This window comes from Dermabacter vaginalis, from assembly GCF_001678905.1.
In the GTDB taxonomy this organism is placed as follows: domain Bacteria; phylum Actinomycetota; class Actinomycetes; order Actinomycetales; family Dermabacteraceae; genus Dermabacter; species Dermabacter vaginalis.
Genome location: NZ_CP012117.1, coordinates 1,542,255 through 1,562,649, shown reverse-complemented (window position 1 = coordinate 1,562,649; position 20,395 = coordinate 1,542,255). Strand labels below are relative to the sequence as shown.

Genomic DNA, 20,395 nt, shown 5'->3' with positions numbered 1-20,395 from the left:
GACATCGAAGGAGAACCCTATGGCTGGATACGGCACCCCCTCCTCGGCGCTTGGCACGCATGATGCCGGCCCGGCGACGATCGGTATCGCGGCGGCGAGCTGGCACACGGAAATCATGGATGCCTTGCTCGACGGTGCCAGGCGCGCGGCCGCCGATGCGGGCTGCACGGTGACGGAAGTGCGTGTGCCCGGCTCGTTCGAGCTCCCGGTTGCCGCGCAAGCGCTTGCGCGCACGTGCGATGTCGTGGTTGCGCTCGGCGTCGTGATTCGCGGCGAGACTCCACACTTCGAGTACATTTCCGGCGCGACGACGGAGGGTCTTGCACGCGTCGCCCTCGACGAGTCCACCCCCGTGGGCAATGGCGTGCTCACGGTCAATACCCGCGAACAGGCCGTTGACCGTTCGGGTGTGGAAGGCGCGAGCGAGGACGCTGGCTATGCCGCGGCCGAGGCGGCGATCCGCACGTTCCGCGCCCTCGCCCCGCTTTCTGACATGCGGTGAGATTCACATCCCTTTCTCCTGCAAGGATTCGCGAAGTCCCGGGGCAGCCGGGTAGAGTATTTATCCGTTGCGGGAGACCCCGCACAATGGTGGTCGTAGCTCAGTTGGTAGAGCTCCTGGTTGTGGTCCAGGCGGTCGCGGGTTCAAATCCCGTCGATCACCCCGCTAAAGAGCCCCTCGAGCGAGGGGCTCTTTCCTTTAAGCGCGCAAAACCGGCACTCGCGAAATGAGGACACATGAGCGACACGAAGGCCCTCGTGGGAGAGGACGCTGCCTCGAGCGTTGTGCTCGCGGACAACCTCGAGGTACTCCGCACTCTCCCGGGCGAGTCGATCCAGCTCATCTACATCGACCCGCCGTTCAACACGGGCAGGCGCCAACAGCGCCAGTCCCTCCAGACCATGCGCGCAGCCGATGGCACCGAGGGCTCGCGAGTCGGTTTCAAAGGACGCAGTTACACGAGCATCAAGGGCGCCCTTTACGGTTACGACGACGCGTTCGAGGACTACTGGGAGTTCCTCGAACCGAGGCTCATCGAGGCACATCGCGTGCTCGCCCAGTCGGGAACGCTCTACCTCCACCTCGACTATCGCGAGGCGCACTATGCGAAGGTTCTCCTCGATGCGCTCTTTGGCCGCGAGTCGTTTCTCAACGAGATCATCTGGGCGTACGACTACGGAGCGCGTACGAAGAAGCGATGGCCCGCGAAGCACGACACGATCCTCGTGTACGTCAAGGACCCAAAAAGCTATTTCTTCAACTCGGAGGACGTCGATCGCGAGCCCTACATGGCGCCTGGCCTCGTCACGAAAGAAAAAGCTGAGCGGGGAAAACTTCCCACCGACGTGTGGTGGCACACGATCGTGTCACCCACGGGGCGCGAAAAGACCGGCTACGCGACCCAAAAGCCCGAGGGGATTCTCAGGCGAATCGTGCAAGCGAGCAGTCGCGAGGGCGACTGGGTGCTCGATTTCTTTGCCGGCTCGGGTACGACCGCTTCGGTCGCGCACAAACTGGGCCGACGGTTCCTTGCGATCGACTCGAACCCGCAAGCCTTCGACGTGATGCAGCGAAGGCTCGCGGGGTCGAACGCGCGGTTTATCGAGAGCGAGCTTCCGTAGCGACGGCGTGAGCGAGAGGCGGCCATGCGGGCAGGCGCGGAATAAGCGTGACCTGGTAGGCGTGGTAAATGTCTGGCTGGCCCTTCCAGGTCGTTTCGCTGATCTCGCCCGTGGCGGTGAGCTCGTGGACCCAGCTGCCGAGCCTGCCGGGAACGATGGTTGTCGTCTTCGCCCACTGCCACCAGGACTCATAGCGTTCTTCCCAGACGGCATCGCCGTTCGTGCGGAACAGCACAGCGGCCGCACCGATGGCCTCAGCGACGACCCAGTGCATGCGTTCGTGCACGACGGGTGAGCCATCCCAGTCCACCGTGTACGGGAAGCCGCCGTCACCGTCGATGCCCCACGTCTCACATGCCTTCTCGGCGAGGGCGAGCGCGCCGTCGCGCAAAGCTGAGGCGCGTTCCTGAGCCCGGGTGGCGTCGGAAAACTGCCCCTCGAAACCGGCCGCGGTGTGCAGGGCGAGGCGCGCCCATTCAAACGAATGGCCGATCGTTGCACCATAGGGGCGGAACGGGTGGGCGGGCTCCTCCCGGTTGTAGTCGGGGCGGGGCTCCCACGCGGTCGTGAAGTGCTCGGGCAGGAACCAGCCGTTGCCCTTCGCGAACGCGAGCGCGCGCTCGACGATGACCGCGGCGCGCTCGAAAAGCTCGAGGCGGCCGGTCGCTGCCGAGGCTGCGAGGAGTCCCTCGACACTGTGCATATTCGCGTTGATCCCGCGGTAGTCCTCGCAGTTCGAGAAATCGCGCGAGTAGGTGTCGGCAAACATCTCGTGCTCGGATTCGAAAAAGCGTGCATGTGCCTCGAGCGCGGTTTCAAGGAGTTCGCCCGCGCCAGGGATCTTTGCCTCGACGAGACTCGAAGCGGCGAGTACCACGAACGCGTGGGCGTAGGCCTGCTTCGAATCATCAACCGGCTCACCCGTTTCACGGGCGATGATCGAGTAGAAACCGCCGTGTTCGACATCGTGAAACGCGCCCGAAAGCGCCGAGAGGCCGTGGGCTGCGAGCTCGGCATAATCGCGAGAGGACTCGGTGCCGCGGATGCTTGCGAGGGCGAAGCAGTGTGTCATGCGGCAATTGATCCACAGTTCGAGGTCGTGATCCGGATCGAGAGTACCGCTTGAGTCGAGCCATCCGAAGCCATGCTCCGTGCGCGAGGCTGCGCCCCACTCGAGTAGATCCTTCCCCACATCCTCAAGCCACGCGGCATGCGCGGGGTCGGTCTTCGTTGCCTCGAGAAGGAGGGGTGTCGTCATTGTCAAAACTCCTGTGTGGTGTGAGAGTGCGGGAAGAGTCTACTGAGGCGTGATTTCGAACTTCTTCGAGGCTGCTCGGGCCTCATCGCTCGTGGGGCCGGGCTCCTTCACGAAGAGAACTTCGCGGTAGTACTTGAGCTCCTGAATCGACTCGCGAATATCGGCGAGTGCGCGGTGGCCGCCGTGTTTCTCCGGCGTATTGAAGAACACGCGCGGGAACCAGCGCTTGGCGAGTTCCTTGAGGCTTGAGACATCGATCGTGCGGTAGCTCATGAACTGGGCAAACTCCGGGAGGTCGCGGTCGATGAAAGCACGGTCGGTGCCCACCGAATTGCCCGCGAGAGGCGCCTTGCCGGGCTCGGGGCAATGCTCCTTGACATAGGCGAGGCACGCCTCTTCGGCTTCGACGAGGGTGATGCCACCGTCGAGCTCCTCGAGCAGACCCGAAGTCGTGTGCATGTTCCGCACGAAATCATCCATCGACTCGAGCGCGCCTGCCGGGGGTTTGATGACGACATCGACGCCGTCCCCGAGGACTTCTAAATCCCCGTCCGTGACGAGAACCGCCACCTCGATCAAGGCATCATTCGCCTTGTCGAGGCCGGTCATCTCGCAGTCCACCCAGATGATGCGGTCGTTACCTGGTTTCGTCGTTGTAGAACTCACGCCTCTATCGTAAACCCGAGTTCACACTGAACACCCAATGGGACTCGATAGGGTTTCACCTGTGCGTATGTGCTTTGCGCATGCCCCGCACGTCAGCGTCGAAGAAAGGTGGCCACCATGGCTGAATACACTCTTCCCGATCTCGGATACGACTACGCCGCTCTCGAGCCCTCGATCTCGGGCCGCATCATGGAGCTGCATCACGATAAGCACCACCAGACGTACGTCAACGGCGCGAACCAGGCGCTCGAACAGCTCGCGGAAGCTCGCGACAAGAACGACTTCGGCACGATCAACCAGCTTCAGAAGAACCTCGCGTTCAACCTCGCCGGCCACGTGAACCACACGATCTTCTGGGAGAACCTTTCGCCCGAAGGCGGCGACAAGCCCGAGGGTGAGCTCGCTCAGGCAGTCGAAGAGTTCTTCGGTTCGTTTGATGGCCTGCGCGCCCAGTTCACCGCTGCCGCGCTCGGCATTCAGGGCTCCGGCTGGGCGATCCTCGCATGGGATTCGCTCGGCGAGAAGCTCATCATCGAGCAGTTCTACGACCACCAGGGCAACCTTGCAGCGGCAACCGTGCCGCTGCTCCTCCTCGACATGTGGGAGCACGCTTTCTACCTCGACTACCAGAACGCCAAGGCTGACTACGTGAAGGCATTCTGGAACATCGTCGACTGGGCCGATGTCGCTGAGCGCTTCTCGCGCGCGACCTCCCAGACGAAGGGCCTCATCACCCCGGTGGCCTGAGCATCTCAATTGTGTGGGTGGGGCGTCGCGACGGCGGCGCCCCACCTTTGTGCTTTCGCGCGCTATGCCCCATCGGCAGCAGGCACCAACACGCCACAATCATTCTTCCGCCGCCACTCTTCTCGCGTTGGTGGTGCGGTAGGGATCGGAAGGTCGCTGTTGTTACGGTGGAGTCATGACCGAAATCGAATCTCAAGACCCGCCCACCTTCGAAAGCGAGCACACGAAACCGGCAGGGAAGCCGGGCCTTTTTAACGGCTCCACGCGCCACGGGCTGCTGGGGGATCTTTCCCTTCGGCATCCGTGGGACATCCCGCTGTTTGCCGTGGGAGTTCTCATCACGTGCCTTCTCTTCGTCGCGTGGGTCGGTGCTGTCGTGTTCATCATTTACATGGCGGCGACGGGAAAGTGGTCGAGCATCCAGCCCGCCCTCGAAGAGGGCTCGGCAGACGGTGGACTCTCGAACCCCTATAGCCCCATCTCCATCGGGATCCAGCTGTTCGTTGCCTTCATGTTGATCCCATGGGTGCTATGGATCGCCCGCGCGCTCATGTATGCGCAGCTTCGAGTCTCCGGCGTGCGCATGAGCCCCACGCAGTTCCCCGAGGGATACCGGATGGTCGCCGAAGCTGCCGAACAGTTCGGAATGCGTCGCGTACCCGACGCCTACGTCCTCTCCGGCAACGGCATGATCAATGCCTTTGCCGCCGGCCACGGTTATCGGCGCTTCGTGTGTGTCTATTCCGACCTCTTCGAAGTGGGCGGCAAAGTCCGCGACCCCGAGGCTCTTCGCTTTGTGATCGCGCACGAGGTTGGCCACCACGCCGCCGGCCACACCTCGTATTTCCGCCTGCTGTTTTCGAACTTCATGATGCGCATTCCGATCCTCGGCAACGCCCTGTCTCGTGCCCAGGAGTACACGGCCGACAATTACGGCTACGCCCACGTGCCCGCGGGGGCTCCCGGAACGATGGCCCTTCTCTCGGGAGGAAAGTACCTCAACGCGCACGTCAACGTGCATGAGCTCGCCGATCGCGCCGCAACCGAAAAGGGCCTGTGGATCCACCTCGTCAACCTTTCGGTGACTCACCCGGTCATCACGTGGCGCGCCCACGCACTGCGGGACCGCTCCAAGCCCGGGCGAATGTGGCTGCGTCCCAAGAATCGAATCTTCGAGCCCTACCTTCCCGCCGGCTCCACCTTCAGCGGCAAGTACCCGACCCCCGAGGAGGCGCTCGCACTCCTTGACCGGGCCCGGGCCGAGGGGCATGTGATCGGGGAGGAACAGTTTGGTCGCTTCCCCTTCGGTCAGTCCTACCCCGAGCCGCAGCAGATGCGTCCGCTACAGGTGCGCCAACCGTCGGCCGAAGCGGCGAACCCTCTCGTATCCCGCAAGCCGGGAGCTCACTAACCTTCACCCGGGCGAATAAGCGAAAGCGCCAGTGCGAGAAGCACTGGCGCTTTTTCGCGCCCCCAGCAGGACTCGAACCTGCAACCTACGGATTAGAAAGCCGTTGCTCTATCCATTGAGCTATGGAGGCATGCCACATGGGCGGATCCAGTGTACCGGGAGTGGGCAGTGGGGCCGAATGCGCGGTGACTCTCCCTCCACAGTGCCGCCCTCTCCACACGGATCGATGGGGCTCTTTTCGAGGGCGTGAGCGAGGGGCATGCTCGTGGATGAGCGCCGCAGCGGGCGGCGAACGATCCCAAGGGGGGAACTTCAATGAACGCAATCATGACAACGATCCAGGGCAACGCGACCGCGGATGCCACGATCTTCAAGTTTGATGGTGGCGGCTGCCGCACGTCGGTGACCGTTGCCGTGAATGATCGGTACTACGACGTGCAGGCGAAGGAATGGAAAGAACGCAAGCCCGAGTACGTGCGTGTGCAGGTGCGCCGTGAATCGCTTGCGAACAACGTTGTGCTGTCCGTGAAGCGCGGCCAGCCGCTTTTGTGCACGGGCCGCCTCGTGACGCAGACGTGGGAGGACCGCGACGGCAACACTCGCACGGAGCTTCTTTTGCATGCCGATCACGTCGCCATCGATCTCACCTACGGAACCGCCCAGTACGCCAAGAGCGCGCCATCGTGGGTGGATGAAAACACCGGTGAGGTGCGCACCACGTCTCCCGATGTCGAGGGTGAGGCTGCTGAGAGTGGGTCGAATGAAGCTGCGCACGCTCAACTCGAGAACCACGCAGGCGTCAAGGGGGAGTTGGGCGAGAGCGATCTCGAGGAGCTCACCGAGGTGGCAGAACCCAGCTACGCCTGAACGCGGTGGGGGCGTCGGCTTCCGCACGTGCGCCATGCGGGCGTGCGGGGTCCGACGCTTGTCTGCTTCACACGTTTACTCGATTTTCGTATCGGCGCTCGCACCAGGTGAGTCGATGCCGAGACTCGCACAGAGGGTAGCGACGAGCTCGGGGATGAGGTCGCGGCCTACGCGAAGTTCCTCGCCCTCCCGAGCGACGGCGCTGAAGGTCTCGCCCGTGGTGAGGGCGCCGGCAGCAACGAAAACGGGTGCGGGTGCCGTGCCGGGGGAGCCATCGATCGCGCCGCGGATACGGGCCTGAACGTAGCCGCCTGCGCAGCCTTCGGGCCACAGGGCATTGCGGAGCTCATCGGCGACGTCGGCGTGCTGGGTGCCGGTCTCGATGCTCGTGAGATGATGCGGGTCGCCGCTCGCGCGGTCGAGCGTTTCCTTGGGGAGGAGGCTCGAGAGCTCCGGGCGCTCGTCGAGAAGAGCCTCGGTCGTGAACAGGGCGAAGCGCGCAATGTGCTCGGGGGCAGGGGAGTCGTTCTCACGCGTGTGACGCACGAGTTCGAGGACCGCGGCGGCGAGCGCCCCTTCGGTTTCGCTGAGGTTGAGGTCTCGCGTTTCTGAATGCACGGCGCCGGCTCCTTACTGGGACAATAGTGACACTTGCCTCAAGATGGGGTGAGTACTCATCCCACGATAGTTCCCCACGATGTGAGTCGAGGTCGCCGTTGAGTTTCACGAATCCTTTCCCCGGTGCTGCCCAGCCGAGTCCCAAGCCCGCGGGGCCCACGAATGAGAAGGGCGCGAAGAAGGTTTCGCCTCTCACGATCACGATCATCGTGATCGTGGCGATCATCGTGGTGTTTGCGTGGTTTGCCGAGGTGGCAACGAGCTATATGTGGTTCGATCAGCTGGGCTTTAATGACTTTCTCGTAAAGAAATGGGTCACGCAGGGGCTCTTGTTCCTTGTAGGGCTCGTGGCTGTAGCCGTGCCGATTTTCGTATGCCTGTGGGCGAGTCACAAATATCGACCGCAGGTCATGCCCCTTACGCGCGAAGACATCGCGATCGCGGGTTTTCGCGATGCTGTTGAACCGTTGCGAAAAGTGATCACGATCGCCGCGCCCGTTGTTCTTGGCATTTTTGGAGGCCTCACGCTTTCGCGCCAGTGGCAAGAGGTCCTCCTCATGCTCAACCAGGAGCCGTTCGGCAAAACCGATCCGGTGTTCCACAACGACATCGCGTTCTACGTGTTCACTCTTCCGGTTATTGAAACGGCGCTCGGGCTCGTGAATTTCGTGATCCTTGCGAGCGCGTTCGCGGCGGTACTCGGCCACTTCATTTATGGCGGTATTGAGTGGGATCAGAGGAAAGGGCTCAACCTCACTCGTGCGGCGCGCACTCACGTGGGTGTCATCGCGATGGCCTACATGCTCGTGCTCGCGGCGCAACACTGGTTTGAACGCTACGCGACCCTCACCGCCTCGCACGAAAAATTCGATGGCGCGGCCTACACCGACGTGCACGCGCTCATCCCCGGTAAGACCATCCTCGCGATCTCCGCGATCATCGTTGCGCTGGTGTTGCTTGCGTGGATCCTCAAGGGTAATTGGAAGCTGCCGGCCGCCGCGGCGGGGCTTATTGTGCTCTCCACGGTCGCTGTTGGAATGGTGTACCCCTACCTCATTCAGACCTTCCAGGTGGAGCCGAACGAACGTAACCTCGAAAAGCCATTCATTGAAGAGAACATGGCGGCCACCCGCGCTGCATACGGCCTCGAAGAAGTCAATGAAATCTCGTACCGTGCGAAGTCCGCAGCAACCTCGGGGCAGTTGCGTGAGGACGCCGCAACTACGGCGCAGATCCGCCTTCTCGATCCCGCGGTGGTCTCGCCGACCTTCGGTCAGCGCGAAGCGAACCGCCGCTACTGGGGTTTTGAAAACACCTTGAGCGTGGATCGTTACGACATCGATGGGCAAAAGCAAGACACCGTGATCGGCGTGCGCGAGCTTCGGCCCGATAAGCTCGAGCTCTCCTCGCAGTCGTGGGTCAACCAGCACGTTGTGTACACACACGGCTTCGGCGTAGCTGCTGCCTACGGGAACCAGCGCCGTCCTGATGGTGAGCCAGCCTTCTTCCAGTCCGGCGTGCCGGGCTCGGGCAAGCTCGGTGAGTTCCAGGAGCGCGTGTACTTCGGGCGCCACTCGCCGAGCTACTCGATCGTGGGTGCCCCAGAGGGCGCTGACCCGCAAGAGTTCGACTACCAGTCCGGAACGGACGGCGACGATCAGGGCCGTCAGGTGTCCAACACCTACACGGGCAACGGTGGCCCGAGCGTCGGCAACTTCTTCAATCGCATGCTGTTCGCGATTAAATTCCGCGAGTTCAACATTCTGATCTCGAGCTACGTGAACGAGGAGTCGCAGATTCTTTACGATCGCGATCCGCAGCAGCGAGTGAAAACCGTCGCGCCGTTCCTCTCCCTCGACACCGAGATGTATCCGGCAGTCGTGGATGGCAAGTTGAAGTGGGTCATCGATGCCTACACCACGAGCGACCGCTACCCGTACGCGCAAGCGACGAACTTCGACCAAGTCGTCACCGATTCGAAGGTCAATGGTGCGGACACCGCGGGTCTGCGCGAGCGCCGCGTGAATTATGTGCGCAATTCCGTGAAAGCCACCGTCGATGCCTTTGATGGCAGCGTGACGCTGTATGCGTGGGACACGGAGGACCCGATTCTCCAAGCGTGGGAGGGTGCCTTCCCGAATTCCGTGAAGCCCTCGAGCGAAATCTCGGGCGAACTCATGAGCCATCTGCGCTACCCGGCGGATTACTTCAAGGTGCAGCGTTCGATTCTTGGCAAGTACCACATCGATAAGGCTGAGGACTTTTACGTGGGCCAGGACTTCTGGCAAACCACTCCGGACCCCACTCAGGCGCGTGACGATGAGAGCGGCTCCGCGCCGCTTCAGGCTCCGCACTACCTCACGATGCAGATGCCCGACGAAAGTGAACCTCAGTTCACGCTTTCCTCGAGCTATATCCCGGAATCCGGTCAGGACGTTCTCACGGGCCTGCTTGCCGTGAACTCTGAAACAGGAGCGAAAGAGGGCAACCCCGCGAAGGACTACGGCAAACTCACGCTCCTTGTGCTCCCGAGTTCGAATCCCGTGAGCGCGCCTAGGCAGGTGCAAAACACCTTTAACTCGAACCCGCAGGTCTCCAACGAACTTAACCTGCTTCGCCAGGGCAATTCGAAGGTCATCAACGGCAACCTTCTCACGCTCCCGGTTGGCGGCGGTTTGCTGTACGTGCAGCCTGTCTATGTGATGAGCTCGAGCTCGGGCGGCGGCACGTCCTATCCACTCTTGCGCAAGGTTCTCGTGAGCTTTGGCGACAAGGTGGGGTATGCCGACACGCTCGATGAGGCTCTCGACGCTGTTTTCGGTGGCGACTCGGGTGCGAGTGCGGGCGACGCCGAGGTTCCCACGACCGGCGAAGCCAAAGCCGTTGAGGATGCGGTCTCGGATCCTCATGCCGGTGGCGACGCCGGTGGTGATCCCCAACCTAAGCCGAGCGAGAAGCCTAGTGAATCTCCAGCGCCGCCGGCGCCCGAAGGCGGTTCGGGCGATCCCAGGGCCGATCTCGATGCCGCGCTCAAGGATCTTGATGCGGCGTGGAACGATGCCGAGAAGGCGCGCGCCGAGGGTGACTGGGCGAAGTACGGCGAGGCGCAAGAGCGCCTGAAGGACGCCATCGAGCGTGCAGATGCCGCTAATTCGCAGCTTGCCGGAGGTGGCAATTAGCGAAGGAACGGGAGTGTGAACGGGGCGTGAACGTGAACTACGAAACGTTTCGGCGCTGAAAACTAGACTCCGCGGGGGTGGCCTACTAAGTTAGAGATCACCGACGCGGGGTGGAGCAGTTCGGTAGCTCGCCGGGCTCATAACCCGGAGGTCGTAGGTTCAAATCCTGCCCCCGCTACGAGTAGCGGCCCTCATGAGTATCAAGCTCATGGGGGCCGCTTTTTCATGCCCACTCACTCAGGGTGGAGAAAAACGACATGACAGACCTCAAGGCGGCTTTCCTGGTCTATTTTGTCCACCTTTTGCCCACCCTGAACTGGCATCAAGGTCGGGCTCCACTTTCTCCACTTGAGTGGCCTTTGAGGTCAAGGTTGCGGTTTGCCCTCGATGCGTGTCCGTAGTGAATTCGTCGATGCCACCCAAGCACCGACGTCCGGTGAAACCCAAGATGCGAGATCTATAGCCGCCCGAAGGTCCCGGCCCAGATCCCGGCGATGGATCGGCTCGTGGTGCGCGGCACGGTTTCGCACGGTGGTGAGCTGCTTCATGCGCAGCGCGACTTCTTCTTGTCGTGTGCGGAGATCTTTGGCCCCGTGCGGAAACGCAGTATGAGAAGCCGGTACCCAGAGGCGGGTGAGGTAACGCGACTCGACGAGAAAGCGCCAGAATCCCAATGTTAGTTCTGAGATCACACTGCCATGCACCTCCGGCCGTCTTCCATGCCGCGTTGCCCGGCGTCTCGCTTTTGCTATGTCTGATTGTGCATGCGCGTCAAGCGGCGCCGCATCGAACCACGACGCCCCTGGGTGGTGAGTGGAGGCCCATGCGATGAGTGACGCGTCAAGTGAATTTCGAACGATGACCTCCACCATCGACGTCAGCTCTAAGACAGATGCTTAAGCTCTCATGTCCCACTCGTATAGGTGGAGTGCTTGGCGGACGCTCCCATCGGTGTCAGTAAAATACGATGCTAGGCGCTCCGATGTAATGAAGCGACAGATCTCATCCGCATTCCACGCCCCGCAGTTGGGTACGGCGTTCGGAACCGTAGACATCGCGACTCCCCCTACGTTATAGTCATCTACGAAGACCCCGGAACGATCACTGGCCTCGGCTATATCGCCGGGGTTACATTTTGCTCGTAACGTCTGGGGTTCCGGTGACAACCCCGCCCCTGTCGTGAATTGTGCGTGTGCACCCCCGATGTGGTTGCTTGTTCGGCACCTCGCCGTTGTGTCAGCCAACCGTCGTGCGTATTTCAGATGCAGGACAACGGTATGACAGCCCTCATGGCGGCTTGCCTGGTCTCATTTCTTCACCCTCGGTTCACCCTGAAACCGGACGAGGGCGTCCGGTAGGGGGGGCAGTAGCGAGTAGTGGCTCCGGGATCAATCCGGGCTCGCGATGCGCGTGGGCGTGAAGGTTCGTGAATTGCAGGGGAGTACACTCGTGGGCGGCGAGGCGCGTGCGGACAATGTTATTTAGCTGTGCAGGTTCGTGCGAGTGCTCGCTTTCCAATACTTTCGACGAAGGAAGAATCGTGTCGCCGCTTCTTGAAACCCGTCCTATTCGCCGCCGCACCGCTCTCGCCGGACTTTCAGCTGGTGCCGTTGCCGGCCTCGCTGCCTGCTCGAATGCAGGGGATGGAAAGAACGGCGGTAGGGCCTCCGGTAAGGGGGGCGCGCAGTCACCGAGCACGAGTCCCGAACCGTCGGCCGAGTGGACGAGCGCAGATGCCTCGCTCCTCGAAACGGTTGACGTCACGCTCAACCCCGAAGCCGAAGGCAAGACCGTCACGACTCCGCGGTTTCCGAAGGCGCGCAATCTGACCCAGGCGACCGAGGTCGTCCGCAACCGTCTGCTGCGCGAGGCACACTGGGGCGACATCGAGAAGGTCGAGATCAAGGCCACGATTCTCGCCGCCGCTCAGGACGTCGTGGGCGTCGCGGTTGTGGGGAGCCTCGGCGACGAGGCGGATGTGCCCTGCTCGATCTGGTACGACGCACGAAAGAAGCAGTCGTTTGCCCCAGCCGCGCTTATCGAGGCCGCGAAGTGGGGCGAGTTTGCGAAAGCTGTCCACGATGCCGCGGGCAAGGCCAAGCTTGATGCCTCGGCCGTCGATAAAGCTCTCATTGACAAGAGCGCCCCGTACGGCAACGGCCCGGCGATGGCATTCAACCCCGAGGGAACACTCGTGCTCGCGTTCCGTACGGGAGCTGCCGGGGAGGCCCCGGCACGGCTCGTCGTCGACGCGGAACCGTTCCTTTCTGATCTCGGAAAGCTCGCGAAGGACGCGAGCGCAAAGCCCGCGAAATTCACGGGTGAGCCGAGCGAAGAACTCGAACACTTCACGCCTAAGCGCCATGTTGCAAAGCCGATCGATTCGCCGAACCGACCGTCGGACGGTTCCGAAGCGGCGAGCCCCGCGGCATCGGATGGTGGGCAGTCCGACGGCGCCGAGGGCGAAGGCGCCTCGACTGAGGTACCGTCGCCCACTCCCGGTGGTGCGGTGCGCCCGACTACCGCGATCGGCTACGACGTGTTCCTCGAGCACTGCGTCGCTCTGACCTATGATGACGGCCCCGGCGCCCGTACTCCCGAGCTCCTTGACGTCTACAAGAAGGCGAAAGCGGCAACGACGTTCTTCGAAATGGGCAACAGCATCAAAGAGCACCGCAAGACGACTCTCATGGTCGCGGCAGCGGGCTTTGAACTGGGCAACCACTCCGTGACCCACCCCGACCTCAAGCGCAAGTCGCGCGAGCGCGTGGAGAAGGAAGTCAACGAGAACTCTGATCTTCTCGCGGAGACCACGGGTTTCGAGCCGCTTCTGTTCCGCCCGCCGTATGGCAGCCACAACGAAACCGTGGATGAGATTGTTGCCTCTCGCGGCATGGCGATCGTGCAGTGGGACGTCGACACTCTCGACTGGAAAACGAAGGACACGGCCAAAACGATCGAGGCAGCCGTCGAGGGTGCAAACGCCTACGCCGAGCCGATCGCTCTCATGCACGATATTCACGATTCGACCGTGGATGCGGCTGAGCAGATCCTCAGCCAGGTCAATGACGCCGGCTATATTCCCGTGACGGTCAGCGAGCTGACTCTGAACACCGGCGGCCTCGAGGCCGGACACGCCTACTGTTCCGGCACCGGCAAGAAGCAGAACGGCTTCAACTGTAAGGGCTGACCCTACGAGCCTTTGCGTGAGCGCCCGAGTGGCTGGTCAAGCACGTCGACTGAGAGGAACGCGCGGCGGAACTCTCGCTTGTTGAGTGTGACCCAGGCACCCGGGCGCCACGGGTTACGAAGCACGATCTCGCCGGTATCAGGCTTCGCACCCACAACCGCCATGACGTGCATCGGCGGAATAGCTCCCGACTGCCGCTTGCGCGAGAGCACGGGGGAGAACATGTGGGTGGAGGCGACGATGGGCCGCCTCTTGGCGAGAAGGTCTTCGACTTCGCCGGGGGAGGGAAGCGTGAGACGCGTCGAGGCGCGCACGCCGCTAAGCGCCGGAAACCCCCATTTCGCAAAGCCCCGCGCAATCCACGCGTATGATCCCGCGAACTCCGCTGCGCACGCCTTCTCGAGGATGCCGGGCCAGCCGGGGCCGCCCCCTTCTTCTGTCGCGTAGGCGAAGTGGCCACGTTCGGTCACAGGAAAGCGCATATTTATGCTGCGCCACGCCGGGGCACCTTCCACGAACACACGCGCGAGCGCTTTGGGTGACCCGGGCTGAACCTTGATGGCGTTCGCAAAAAACTCGGGATCGAGCGCGTGGATTGCGAGCATCGGCGCCATGAGCCAGCAATCGCCCAGGGCACCCTGGCGCGGCCGCCGCGAGAAATTCAGGACGCCGCTCCAAGCCTCGTAGTGATCAGCGTGCGGCCCCAGCGGCGGCTCCCCGCTCTCGCGTGCATGCGGCGGGAAGAGTGCGGTCAGCGTGTGGCGAATCAAGCGTCGGACCCCTTTCGCAGTTAATAAAACCCGGGCACGAGCGCAAAACGCACGTGCCCGGGCCTCTCAGGCGATCATCCCGCCTAACGGAGAAATCAGTGCTTCTCGGCCTTCACGAGCTTCTGGCCCGTGCGCTCGAGAACGCCAGCGAACCATTCCTGGTCCACGTCGAAAGCCTTGTGACCGGCGATGCGCTCGAACTCGATCGCGCGAAGCTGGTCGCCCTTTTCTTCGTCGTGGCCGATCACGCCGGTGCCGCCTTCAAGGGCGACCTGCACGGCGAGGTCAGTCATAGACTTGATGAGGCGCAGGTCGTCAGGGTTAGCTTTCGCAGAGCGAGCGAAATAACCGGACTTTTGAACCATGACCTTCTCGGCACCGAGGCGCTCAGCGAACTGCTTCGCGAACCACTGGCCGGGGTTGATCTTGTCGAGCTTCACGTGGCCGAACGGATCGCGCTCGACCTCCTCGCCCTTGGCTTCGAGCTCGGCGATGATCTCGGGGATGCCGGCGCCCTCCGAGAGGAAGATGTTGACGCAACCGACCTCGTCCATAACCTTCTTGAGGCGCTCCGCCTCACCCTCGATATCGAGAGCAAGCTCGGGCAGGAATACGGCGTGGACATCCCACCTGCGCTCATCGTGGCCGATCGACGGCAGCCACTGCTGCTTCGAATGCCAATCCTGGTAGTAGCGTGCAGCCTCCGCGGTGAGGTAGCCGCATGCGCGGCCCATGATCTCGTGGATGATGAGCATGCGCGGGTTCGAGCCGTTCTCCGCAATAATGTTCTGCGCGAAGAGGGAGGTCTGTTCAGCGGCGGTGCGGGCACCGAGCGACTGGCGGATGGGGACGATGTCGTTGTCGATCGTCTTCGGCAGACCCACGACCTGGAGCGGGTAGTTGTTGTCGGCGAGGTACTTCGCGAGATCAGCGGCGGTTGTGTTCGTGTCATCGCCACCGATCGTGTGGAGCACGTCTACGCCGTCAGCCTTGAGCTTGTTCGCAGCGACCTCGAGGGCGTTCTCGCCCTCCTTGATGAGGCCGCGCTCGACGAGGTTCTTCGTGTTTGTGAGCTTCACGCGCGAGTTCCCAATGGGCGAGCCGCCGTAGTTGTGCAGGAGGTGCGCGTTCTTGCGGGCCTCATCGTCGATGACGATCTTCTCGCCGGAGAGCAGGCCCCAGTAGCCGTGCTTGTAGGCGATGATCTCGATCTCGGGGTTCAGCTCGTTATAGCGCTCGATCAGGCCGCCGACGGCGGATGAGAGGCACGGGGCGTAACCGCCCGCGGTCAGGAGAGCAACGCGCTTGACGCTCATGAGGGTCCTTCCCAGGTGGTGTGGTGCGCGGCGATAACGCCGCACGTGTGCGCCACTATTCTACAGTTTTCTCCTTCGCGTCTGCCGAGGCAGAAGCCTAGCGAGAGGACTGCAGAGCCTCGAGGATCGCGCCGTGAAGTGGCCCGTTACTCGCGATTGCACTCGTCCCGTAGGGGCCGTCTGTGCCGTCGAGATCGGTGAAGCGCCCGCCTGCTTCGCCAATGATCGGTACGAGAGCCGCCATGTCGTGGAGCTTGAGGGACGGTTCGATCGCGGCGTCAATTCCCCCCTCGGCAAGGAGCATGTAGCTCCAAAAATCGCCAAATCCGCGGGTGCGTTCGACTCTCTGAAGGAGGTTCACGAACTCGCGGAGCTTCCCGGCGCGCGCCCAGCCCTCGAGACTCCCGTAGGACAGTACGGCTTGCTCAAGATACTCGGTGGAGGAGACATGAAGGCGCTGGGCGGCAGACAGGCGCGGGCCCGTGAAGGCCCCGGCTCCGACGGCAGCCCACCACCGCCGATTCAGTGCGGGCGCTGACACGACGCCCACGACGACCTCGCCGTCTTCCTCGAGGGCGATGAGCGTAGCCCACACGGGAACGCCGCGCGCGAAGTTCGCGGTGCCGTCGATGGGGTCGATGATCCACTTTCGGTTGCTCTCGCCGTGCGAGCCGAACTCTTCGCCGATGACCTGGTCGCGGCTGCGGGTACGAGAAAGTTGAGCGCGAATGAGTTCTTCCGCTGCTCGATCAGCATCGGTCACGATCGAGTTGTCGTCCTTGCGCTCGCGCGTGAGGTCTTCAGACTTGAAACGCGACATCGTGAGCTGGTCGACGGAGTCGGCGAGAACGTGGGCGAGACGGATATCGTCCTGGTGTGCCGAGGCCATACGTGGTTTCTCCTTCGCTCGGGTGGGCAGCTACAGGGCCCAGGGGTCATTGGTGCGCAGCGTCGAGTTGAGGCGCCTGAAGCTTGCGAGTCGGGCGGGGCCGGCGCTTCCCGCGCGCCCCTCGGCGACGAGTGCATCGAGGGCGCAGCCCTCGTCGGCACTGATGTGGGTGCAGCCGCGCGGGCACTCCTCCATGAGGGGAGCGAGGTCCTCGAATGCGGATTCGAGTTCTTCGGGGCTCACGTGGCCAAGGCCGAACGAGCGTACCCCGGGCGTATCGATCACCCAACCGTCGCTTCCCGGAAGGCGCAACGCGAGGGCGGAGCTCGAGGTGTGGCGCCCGCGGCCCGTGACGGCGTTGACGTGTCCCGTTGCGCGGTCGGTGCCCGGCACGAGCGCGTTGATGAGCGTCGATTTGCCGACGCCCGAGTGGCCCACGAGTACGCTCAGATGCCCGCTGAGACGTTCGCGTAGCGCGTCGATACCGGCGATGCTGCCGTCGGCATTCATATGAGTGGTGAGGTGCTCGATGCCGAGCGGCGCGTACCTTTCGAGGAACGTCGCGGGGCCAGCGAGGTCGGCTTTCGTGAGGCACAGCAGTGGCGTGATACCCGCGACATAGGCAGCGACGAGGCAGCGGTCAATCATGCCTCCGCGCGGTTCGGGGTTCGCGAGGGCCGTCACGATCACGAGGGTGTCAGCGTTAGCGACGAGGGGGCGCTCGCTCGCGTCGTCATCGTCGGCGCTTCGACGCAGGAAACTTGTGCGTTCGCCAACCTCGACGATCCGGGCGATCGTGTCGGTGCGCCCGGAGGTGTCGCCCGTGAGACGCACGAGGTCGCCGGGCACGATGGGGGTGCGCCCGAGGGCACGCGCGCGCATAGCGGTCACTGCGCGTTCGTTCTCGGTGCCTTCCTCCGCGATGGTGCGCCAGCGGCCACGGTCGACTCCCACGACACGCGCGGTGATGGCATCGGCATAGGTGGGGCGTTCCTTCGTGCGGGGTCGGGAGCCGCGACGATTGGGGCGCGAACGCACCGAGGATTCATCAAAATCCTCGTAGTTTGTGAGATTCCCTGCGCGCCTCACCACGTGTTCCCCGCGGGGCTTTCCGTGTGCAGCATTGAGGTCCACATTCCCACGAAGTCAGGAAGGGTCTTGTTCGTCGTGTCGACGTTCACGACCCGAACGCCGGGAACGCGCAGCCCGATGATCGCGGCGGCGGTTGCCATGCGGTGGTCCTTGTAGGTTTCGACAACGGTGCCCGTCATGGGGCCCGGTGTGATCTCGAGGAAGTCCTCGCCCTCGTGAACACGCGCGCCAAGTTTTGTGAGCTCGACGGCGAGGGCGTGGACGCGGTCCGTCTCGTGGCCGCGCAGGTGTCCGATGCCTGAAAGGCGACTCGGAGTGTCGGCGAGAGCGGCGAGGGCTGCGATGGTGGGGGTGAGCTCGCCGACGGCCGACAGGTCAATATCGATCCCTCGAAGGGGACCCGTGCCCGAAAACTCGACGTCCGGCCCGATGCGCTCGACGCGCGCGCCCATGAGGGGGAGGATCCTTCGGAATTCATCTCCCGGTTGGGTTGTCTGTTCCGGCCAGTTCTCGATCGAGACGGTGCCGCCGGCAACGAGGGCCGCCGCGATGAACGGGCCAGCGTTGGAAAGATCGGGCTCAACGGTAACCGGATCGGGCAGGCGCAGCTCGCCTGGTGTCACGGTCCATTCGTGATGACCATCCGTGACCTCATGGCGAGCGTCGATGCCGCACTCGCGAAGGAGTGCGAGGGTCATCTCGATATGGGGGAGTGAGGGGAGGCGCTCGCCGACATGGCGAATGGTGAGGGGGGAATCGGCGCGGACGGCCGTGAGAAGGAGGGCAGAGACGAACTGGCTCGAGCCGCTCGCATCGATCGTCACCGTGCCGCCGCGAAGGCCGTTGCCGTGCACCGTGAAGGGCAAGAACCCTTCCTGGCCGTGGCATGTCACCTCGACGCCTTGCTGGCGAAGCGCATCGAGAAGCGCTGCCATGGGGCGCACGAGCGCGCCCTCATCGCCCGTGAACGTCACGGGTCGGCCCGAGAGCGCGGCAAGCGGCGGCACGAAACGCATGACCGTTCCCGCAAGGCCGCAGTGAATCTCGAGCGGCGTCTCGTTATCGGTGCTCGGTGCGCCGGGATTGAGCGGCTCGACGACGAGCGCGCGATCACTCTTGCGGACATTCCCGCCGAGCGCTTCGAGCGCTTCGATCATGAGGCGTGAATCGCGAGACGCAAGTGCCCCCACGAGCGCGGTGGGTGTGCTCGCAAGAGAGGCGAGCACAAGCCACCGATTCGTGAGGGACTTTGAGCCGGGAATGCTGACGTGAGCGTCGATGGGCCCGTGGGCAACGGGCGCCGTCCACTGAACGTCAGACACGGAAAACCCCGGACTCAGGCAGCGCGCTTGATCTTCTTCGCGAGCGTGCGGTCGAGCTCGTCGAGGCTCTTCGACGACTTCTTCTTGTTCTTCTTAGCGGCCTTTTCGAGCTCGCGCTGCTTTTCGGCAGCGGACTTCTGGGCGCGCTCGATGGCCTTGTCGACGCGGTAGGCGAGCGAAGGCTTACCGTCGGTGTCGACAGCGGCGAGGAGAATGCCACCGAGGAGGCCGAGGTCACCGGCGATCGCACGCAGTTCCTCGGTGCGCTCGGTGCCCTTGAGCTCCCAGACACGCTTGCGGCCTGCGAGGCCGACCGTGGTGGTGAGAAGGAGGGTGGCGGAGGCAAGGCGCGGCTTCTTGTTGAGCGCGAAGGCAGCGCCAGCGACAGCGGCAAGGCCACCGGCGGTGCGAAGAATCGTTTCGGCGTCGGTCGGGAGCGGGCTCTTGGAGACCTGCTCGTCGATGTCGGCGATCGTTACGGGAAGAGCATCGAGAACGCGATCCGGGCGGATGGCGGTCTGCACACCCTCGAAGATGAACGGTGCGGCGAGAAGGGGGCGTGCGATGCGGCGAACGAGGGACATGCTTTCCTCAGCTTCCTTTGTAAAGCCATGCGAATCGGAACACGCCAAGACTACCGCACCGCATGAAACTCCCACCTGAACAGCGTAGAGTCGAAGCGATGAGCGAGAACGAGAAGTTCCCCGGTCCGGGGAGCGATGTGGAGGGTGCTGTGGAGCGCGATGAACAGGCTGCCGCAGCACAGGCGGACACCGAGTCACCCACGACGCTCAGCCCCGAGGACTTTGAGCACGAGGCGCTCAGCCACATCGACGCACTGTATTCGGGCGCGCTTCGCCTCACGCGGCATCAGCACGACGCCGAGGACCTGGTTCAAGATACCTATGTCCGGGCATTTCGTGCTTCCACGAGCTTCAAGGCGGGTACGAACATGCGCGCCTGGCTTTTCCGCATCATGCACAACGCCTTCATCTCGTCGTACCGCAAAGCGCAGCGTCGCCCCAAGGAATCCGGAGGCGAGCAGGTTGAAGATTGGCAGCTTGCTCGCGCGGCCTCTCACGACAGCACGGGGCTTCGCAGCGCTGAAGCCGAAGCACTCGCGCTTCTTCCCGAAGGCGATATTCAAGACGCGCTGAACGACCTCCGTGACGACTACCGCGAAGCGGTCTACCTTGCGGATGTCGAGGGATTCTCATACAAGGAAATCGCCGAGATCATGGGCACGCCGATCGGCACCGTGATGTCGCGTATCCACCGGGGGCGCGGGCTCCTGCGTGCGTCGCTCGAGCAGTACGCGCGCGAGCGCGGCTATTTGCGCGATGCCGATTCCGCCTCGGGCGAGGAGACGCAAGCGTGAGGGGAATAAAAGGTGCACGTGAGGCGTTCAGTGTCCGTGTAAGCGCCGCGAGAGGCGGCACCGAGTCGG

Annotated in this window: 17 protein-coding genes and 3 tRNA genes; 10 read left to right on the top strand and 10 right to left on the bottom strand. The window is 63.1% G+C overall.

Features of this window, described 5'->3' with window-relative positions:
- Positions 1–19 precede the first annotated feature (19 nt).
- The 3 genes from ribH to DAD186_RS06810 all read left to right on the top strand — a co-directional run bounded on the left by ribH (position 20) and on the right by DAD186_RS06810 (position 1,623).
- Entirely contained in the window at positions 20–502 is a 483-nt protein-coding gene (gene ribH / locus DAD186_RS06820; protein WP_061211666.1) for a 6,7-dimethyl-8-ribityllumazine synthase, read from the top strand.
- Positions 503–591: 89 nt separating this feature from the next.
- Positions 592–664 (top strand) — tRNA-His (locus DAD186_RS06815).
- Between the two features lie 74 nt (positions 665–738).
- A complete protein-coding gene (locus DAD186_RS06810; RefSeq protein WP_065248046.1) occupies positions 739–1,623 on the top strand; it encodes a DNA-methyltransferase in 885 nt (294 codons plus the stop codon).
- On the opposite strand, the gene DAD186_RS06805 is transcribed toward DAD186_RS06810, so the two are convergent.
- Both DAD186_RS06805 and orn read right to left on the bottom strand, forming a co-directional pair.
- Complete coding sequence (locus tag DAD186_RS06805; RefSeq protein ID WP_065248045.1) at positions 1,601–2,881, bottom strand: AGE family epimerase/isomerase; 1,281 nt, start codon at positions 2,879–2,881, stop codon at positions 1,601–1,603. The genes DAD186_RS06810 and DAD186_RS06805 overlap by 23 nt on opposite strands.
- A gap of 39 nt (positions 2,882–2,920) precedes the next feature.
- On the bottom strand, positions 2,921–3,547 hold the full coding sequence (gene orn / locus DAD186_RS06800) for an oligoribonuclease (protein ID WP_257737084.1): 627 nt from the start codon (positions 3,545–3,547) through the stop codon (positions 2,921–2,923).
- A gap of 117 nt (positions 3,548–3,664) precedes the next feature.
- On the opposite strand from orn, the gene DAD186_RS06795 reads away from it, so the two are divergent.
- A complete protein-coding gene (locus DAD186_RS06795) occupies positions 3,665–4,294 on the top strand; it encodes a superoxide dismutase (protein ID WP_065248043.1) in 630 nt (209 codons plus the stop codon).
- Positions 4,295–4,469: 175 nt separating this feature from the next.
- A complete protein-coding gene (locus DAD186_RS06790; RefSeq protein WP_065248042.1) occupies positions 4,470–5,705 on the top strand; it encodes a M48 family metallopeptidase in 1,236 nt (411 codons plus the stop codon).
- Positions 5,706–5,762: 57 nt separating this feature from the next.
- Here the strand turns inward: DAD186_RS06790 and DAD186_RS06785 are convergent.
- A tRNA-Arg gene (locus tag DAD186_RS06785) sits at positions 5,763–5,835 on the bottom strand.
- Positions 5,836–6,020: 185 nt separating this feature from the next.
- Here DAD186_RS06785 and DAD186_RS06780 point away from each other — a divergent pair.
- The gene (locus DAD186_RS06780) at positions 6,021–6,572 is read left to right on the top strand and encodes a single-stranded DNA-binding protein (RefSeq protein ID WP_065248041.1); all 552 of its coding nucleotides are present in this window, start codon (positions 6,021–6,023) and stop codon (positions 6,570–6,572) included.
- Between the two features lie 75 nt (positions 6,573–6,647).
- On the opposite strand, the gene DAD186_RS06775 is transcribed toward DAD186_RS06780, so the two are convergent.
- Positions 6,648–7,190, bottom strand: coding sequence for a hypothetical protein (locus DAD186_RS06775; RefSeq protein WP_065248040.1), 543 nt, complete (start codon positions 7,188–7,190; stop codon positions 6,648–6,650).
- Between the two features lie 98 nt (positions 7,191–7,288).
- On the opposite strand from DAD186_RS06775, the gene DAD186_RS06770 reads away from it, so the two are divergent.
- The 3 genes from DAD186_RS06770 to DAD186_RS06760 all read left to right on the top strand — a co-directional run bounded on the left by DAD186_RS06770 (position 7,289) and on the right by DAD186_RS06760 (position 13,559).
- Complete coding sequence (locus tag DAD186_RS06770; RefSeq protein ID WP_065248039.1) at positions 7,289–10,369, top strand: UPF0182 family membrane protein; 3,081 nt, start codon at positions 7,289–7,291, stop codon at positions 10,367–10,369.
- A 104-nt stretch (positions 10,370–10,473) separates the two neighbouring features.
- A tRNA-Met gene (locus tag DAD186_RS06765) sits at positions 10,474–10,547 on the top strand.
- A 1,362-nt stretch (positions 10,548–11,909) separates the two neighbouring features.
- Positions 11,910–13,559 (top strand): polysaccharide deacetylase family protein, encoded by a 1,650-nt coding sequence (locus DAD186_RS06760; protein ID WP_065248038.1) that lies wholly within the window; start codon positions 11,910–11,912, stop codon positions 13,557–13,559.
- A 2-nt stretch (positions 13,560–13,561) separates the two neighbouring features.
- Here DAD186_RS06760 and DAD186_RS06755 read toward each other — a convergent pair whose 3' ends face one another.
- The 6 genes from DAD186_RS06755 to DAD186_RS06730 form a co-directional block, all read right to left on the bottom strand.
- Entirely contained in the window at positions 13,562–14,329 is a 768-nt protein-coding gene (locus tag DAD186_RS06755; protein ID WP_065248037.1) for a C2 family cysteine protease, read from the bottom strand.
- Between the two features lie 95 nt (positions 14,330–14,424).
- The gene (locus DAD186_RS06750; protein ID WP_065248036.1) at positions 14,425–15,645 is read right to left on the bottom strand and encodes a pyrophosphate--fructose-6-phosphate 1-phosphotransferase; all 1,221 of its coding nucleotides are present in this window, start codon (positions 15,643–15,645) and stop codon (positions 14,425–14,427) included.
- Between the two features lie 97 nt (positions 15,646–15,742).
- Positions 15,743–16,534 (bottom strand): inositol monophosphatase family protein, encoded by a 792-nt coding sequence (locus tag DAD186_RS06745; RefSeq protein WP_065248035.1) that lies wholly within the window; start codon positions 16,532–16,534, stop codon positions 15,743–15,745.
- Between the two features lie 30 nt (positions 16,535–16,564).
- Positions 16,565–17,623, bottom strand: coding sequence for a ribosome small subunit-dependent GTPase A (gene rsgA / locus DAD186_RS06740; RefSeq protein ID WP_065248780.1), 1,059 nt, complete (start codon positions 17,621–17,623; stop codon positions 16,565–16,567).
- Positions 17,620–18,948 carry a 3-phosphoshikimate 1-carboxyvinyltransferase gene (gene aroA / locus DAD186_RS06735; protein WP_061211679.1) on the bottom strand — a complete coding sequence of 443 codons (1,329 nt, stop codon included), beginning with the start codon at positions 18,946–18,948 and terminating at the stop codon, positions 17,620–17,622. Before aroA ends, rsgA begins: the two co-directional genes overlap by 4 nt.
- A 14-nt stretch (positions 18,949–18,962) precedes the next feature.
- Positions 18,963–19,532: a hypothetical protein gene (locus DAD186_RS06730; RefSeq protein WP_061211680.1), complete on the bottom strand. Its 570-nt coding sequence runs from the start codon at positions 19,530–19,532 to the stop codon at positions 18,963–18,965.
- Positions 19,533–19,630: 98 nt separating this feature from the next.
- Here DAD186_RS06730 and DAD186_RS06725 point away from each other — a divergent pair, with 98 nt between their 5' ends.
- Entirely contained in the window at positions 19,631–20,326 is a 696-nt protein-coding gene (locus DAD186_RS06725) for a sigma-70 family RNA polymerase sigma factor (RefSeq protein WP_065248034.1), read from the top strand.
- The last annotated feature ends 69 nt before the right edge of the window (positions 20,327–20,395 follow it).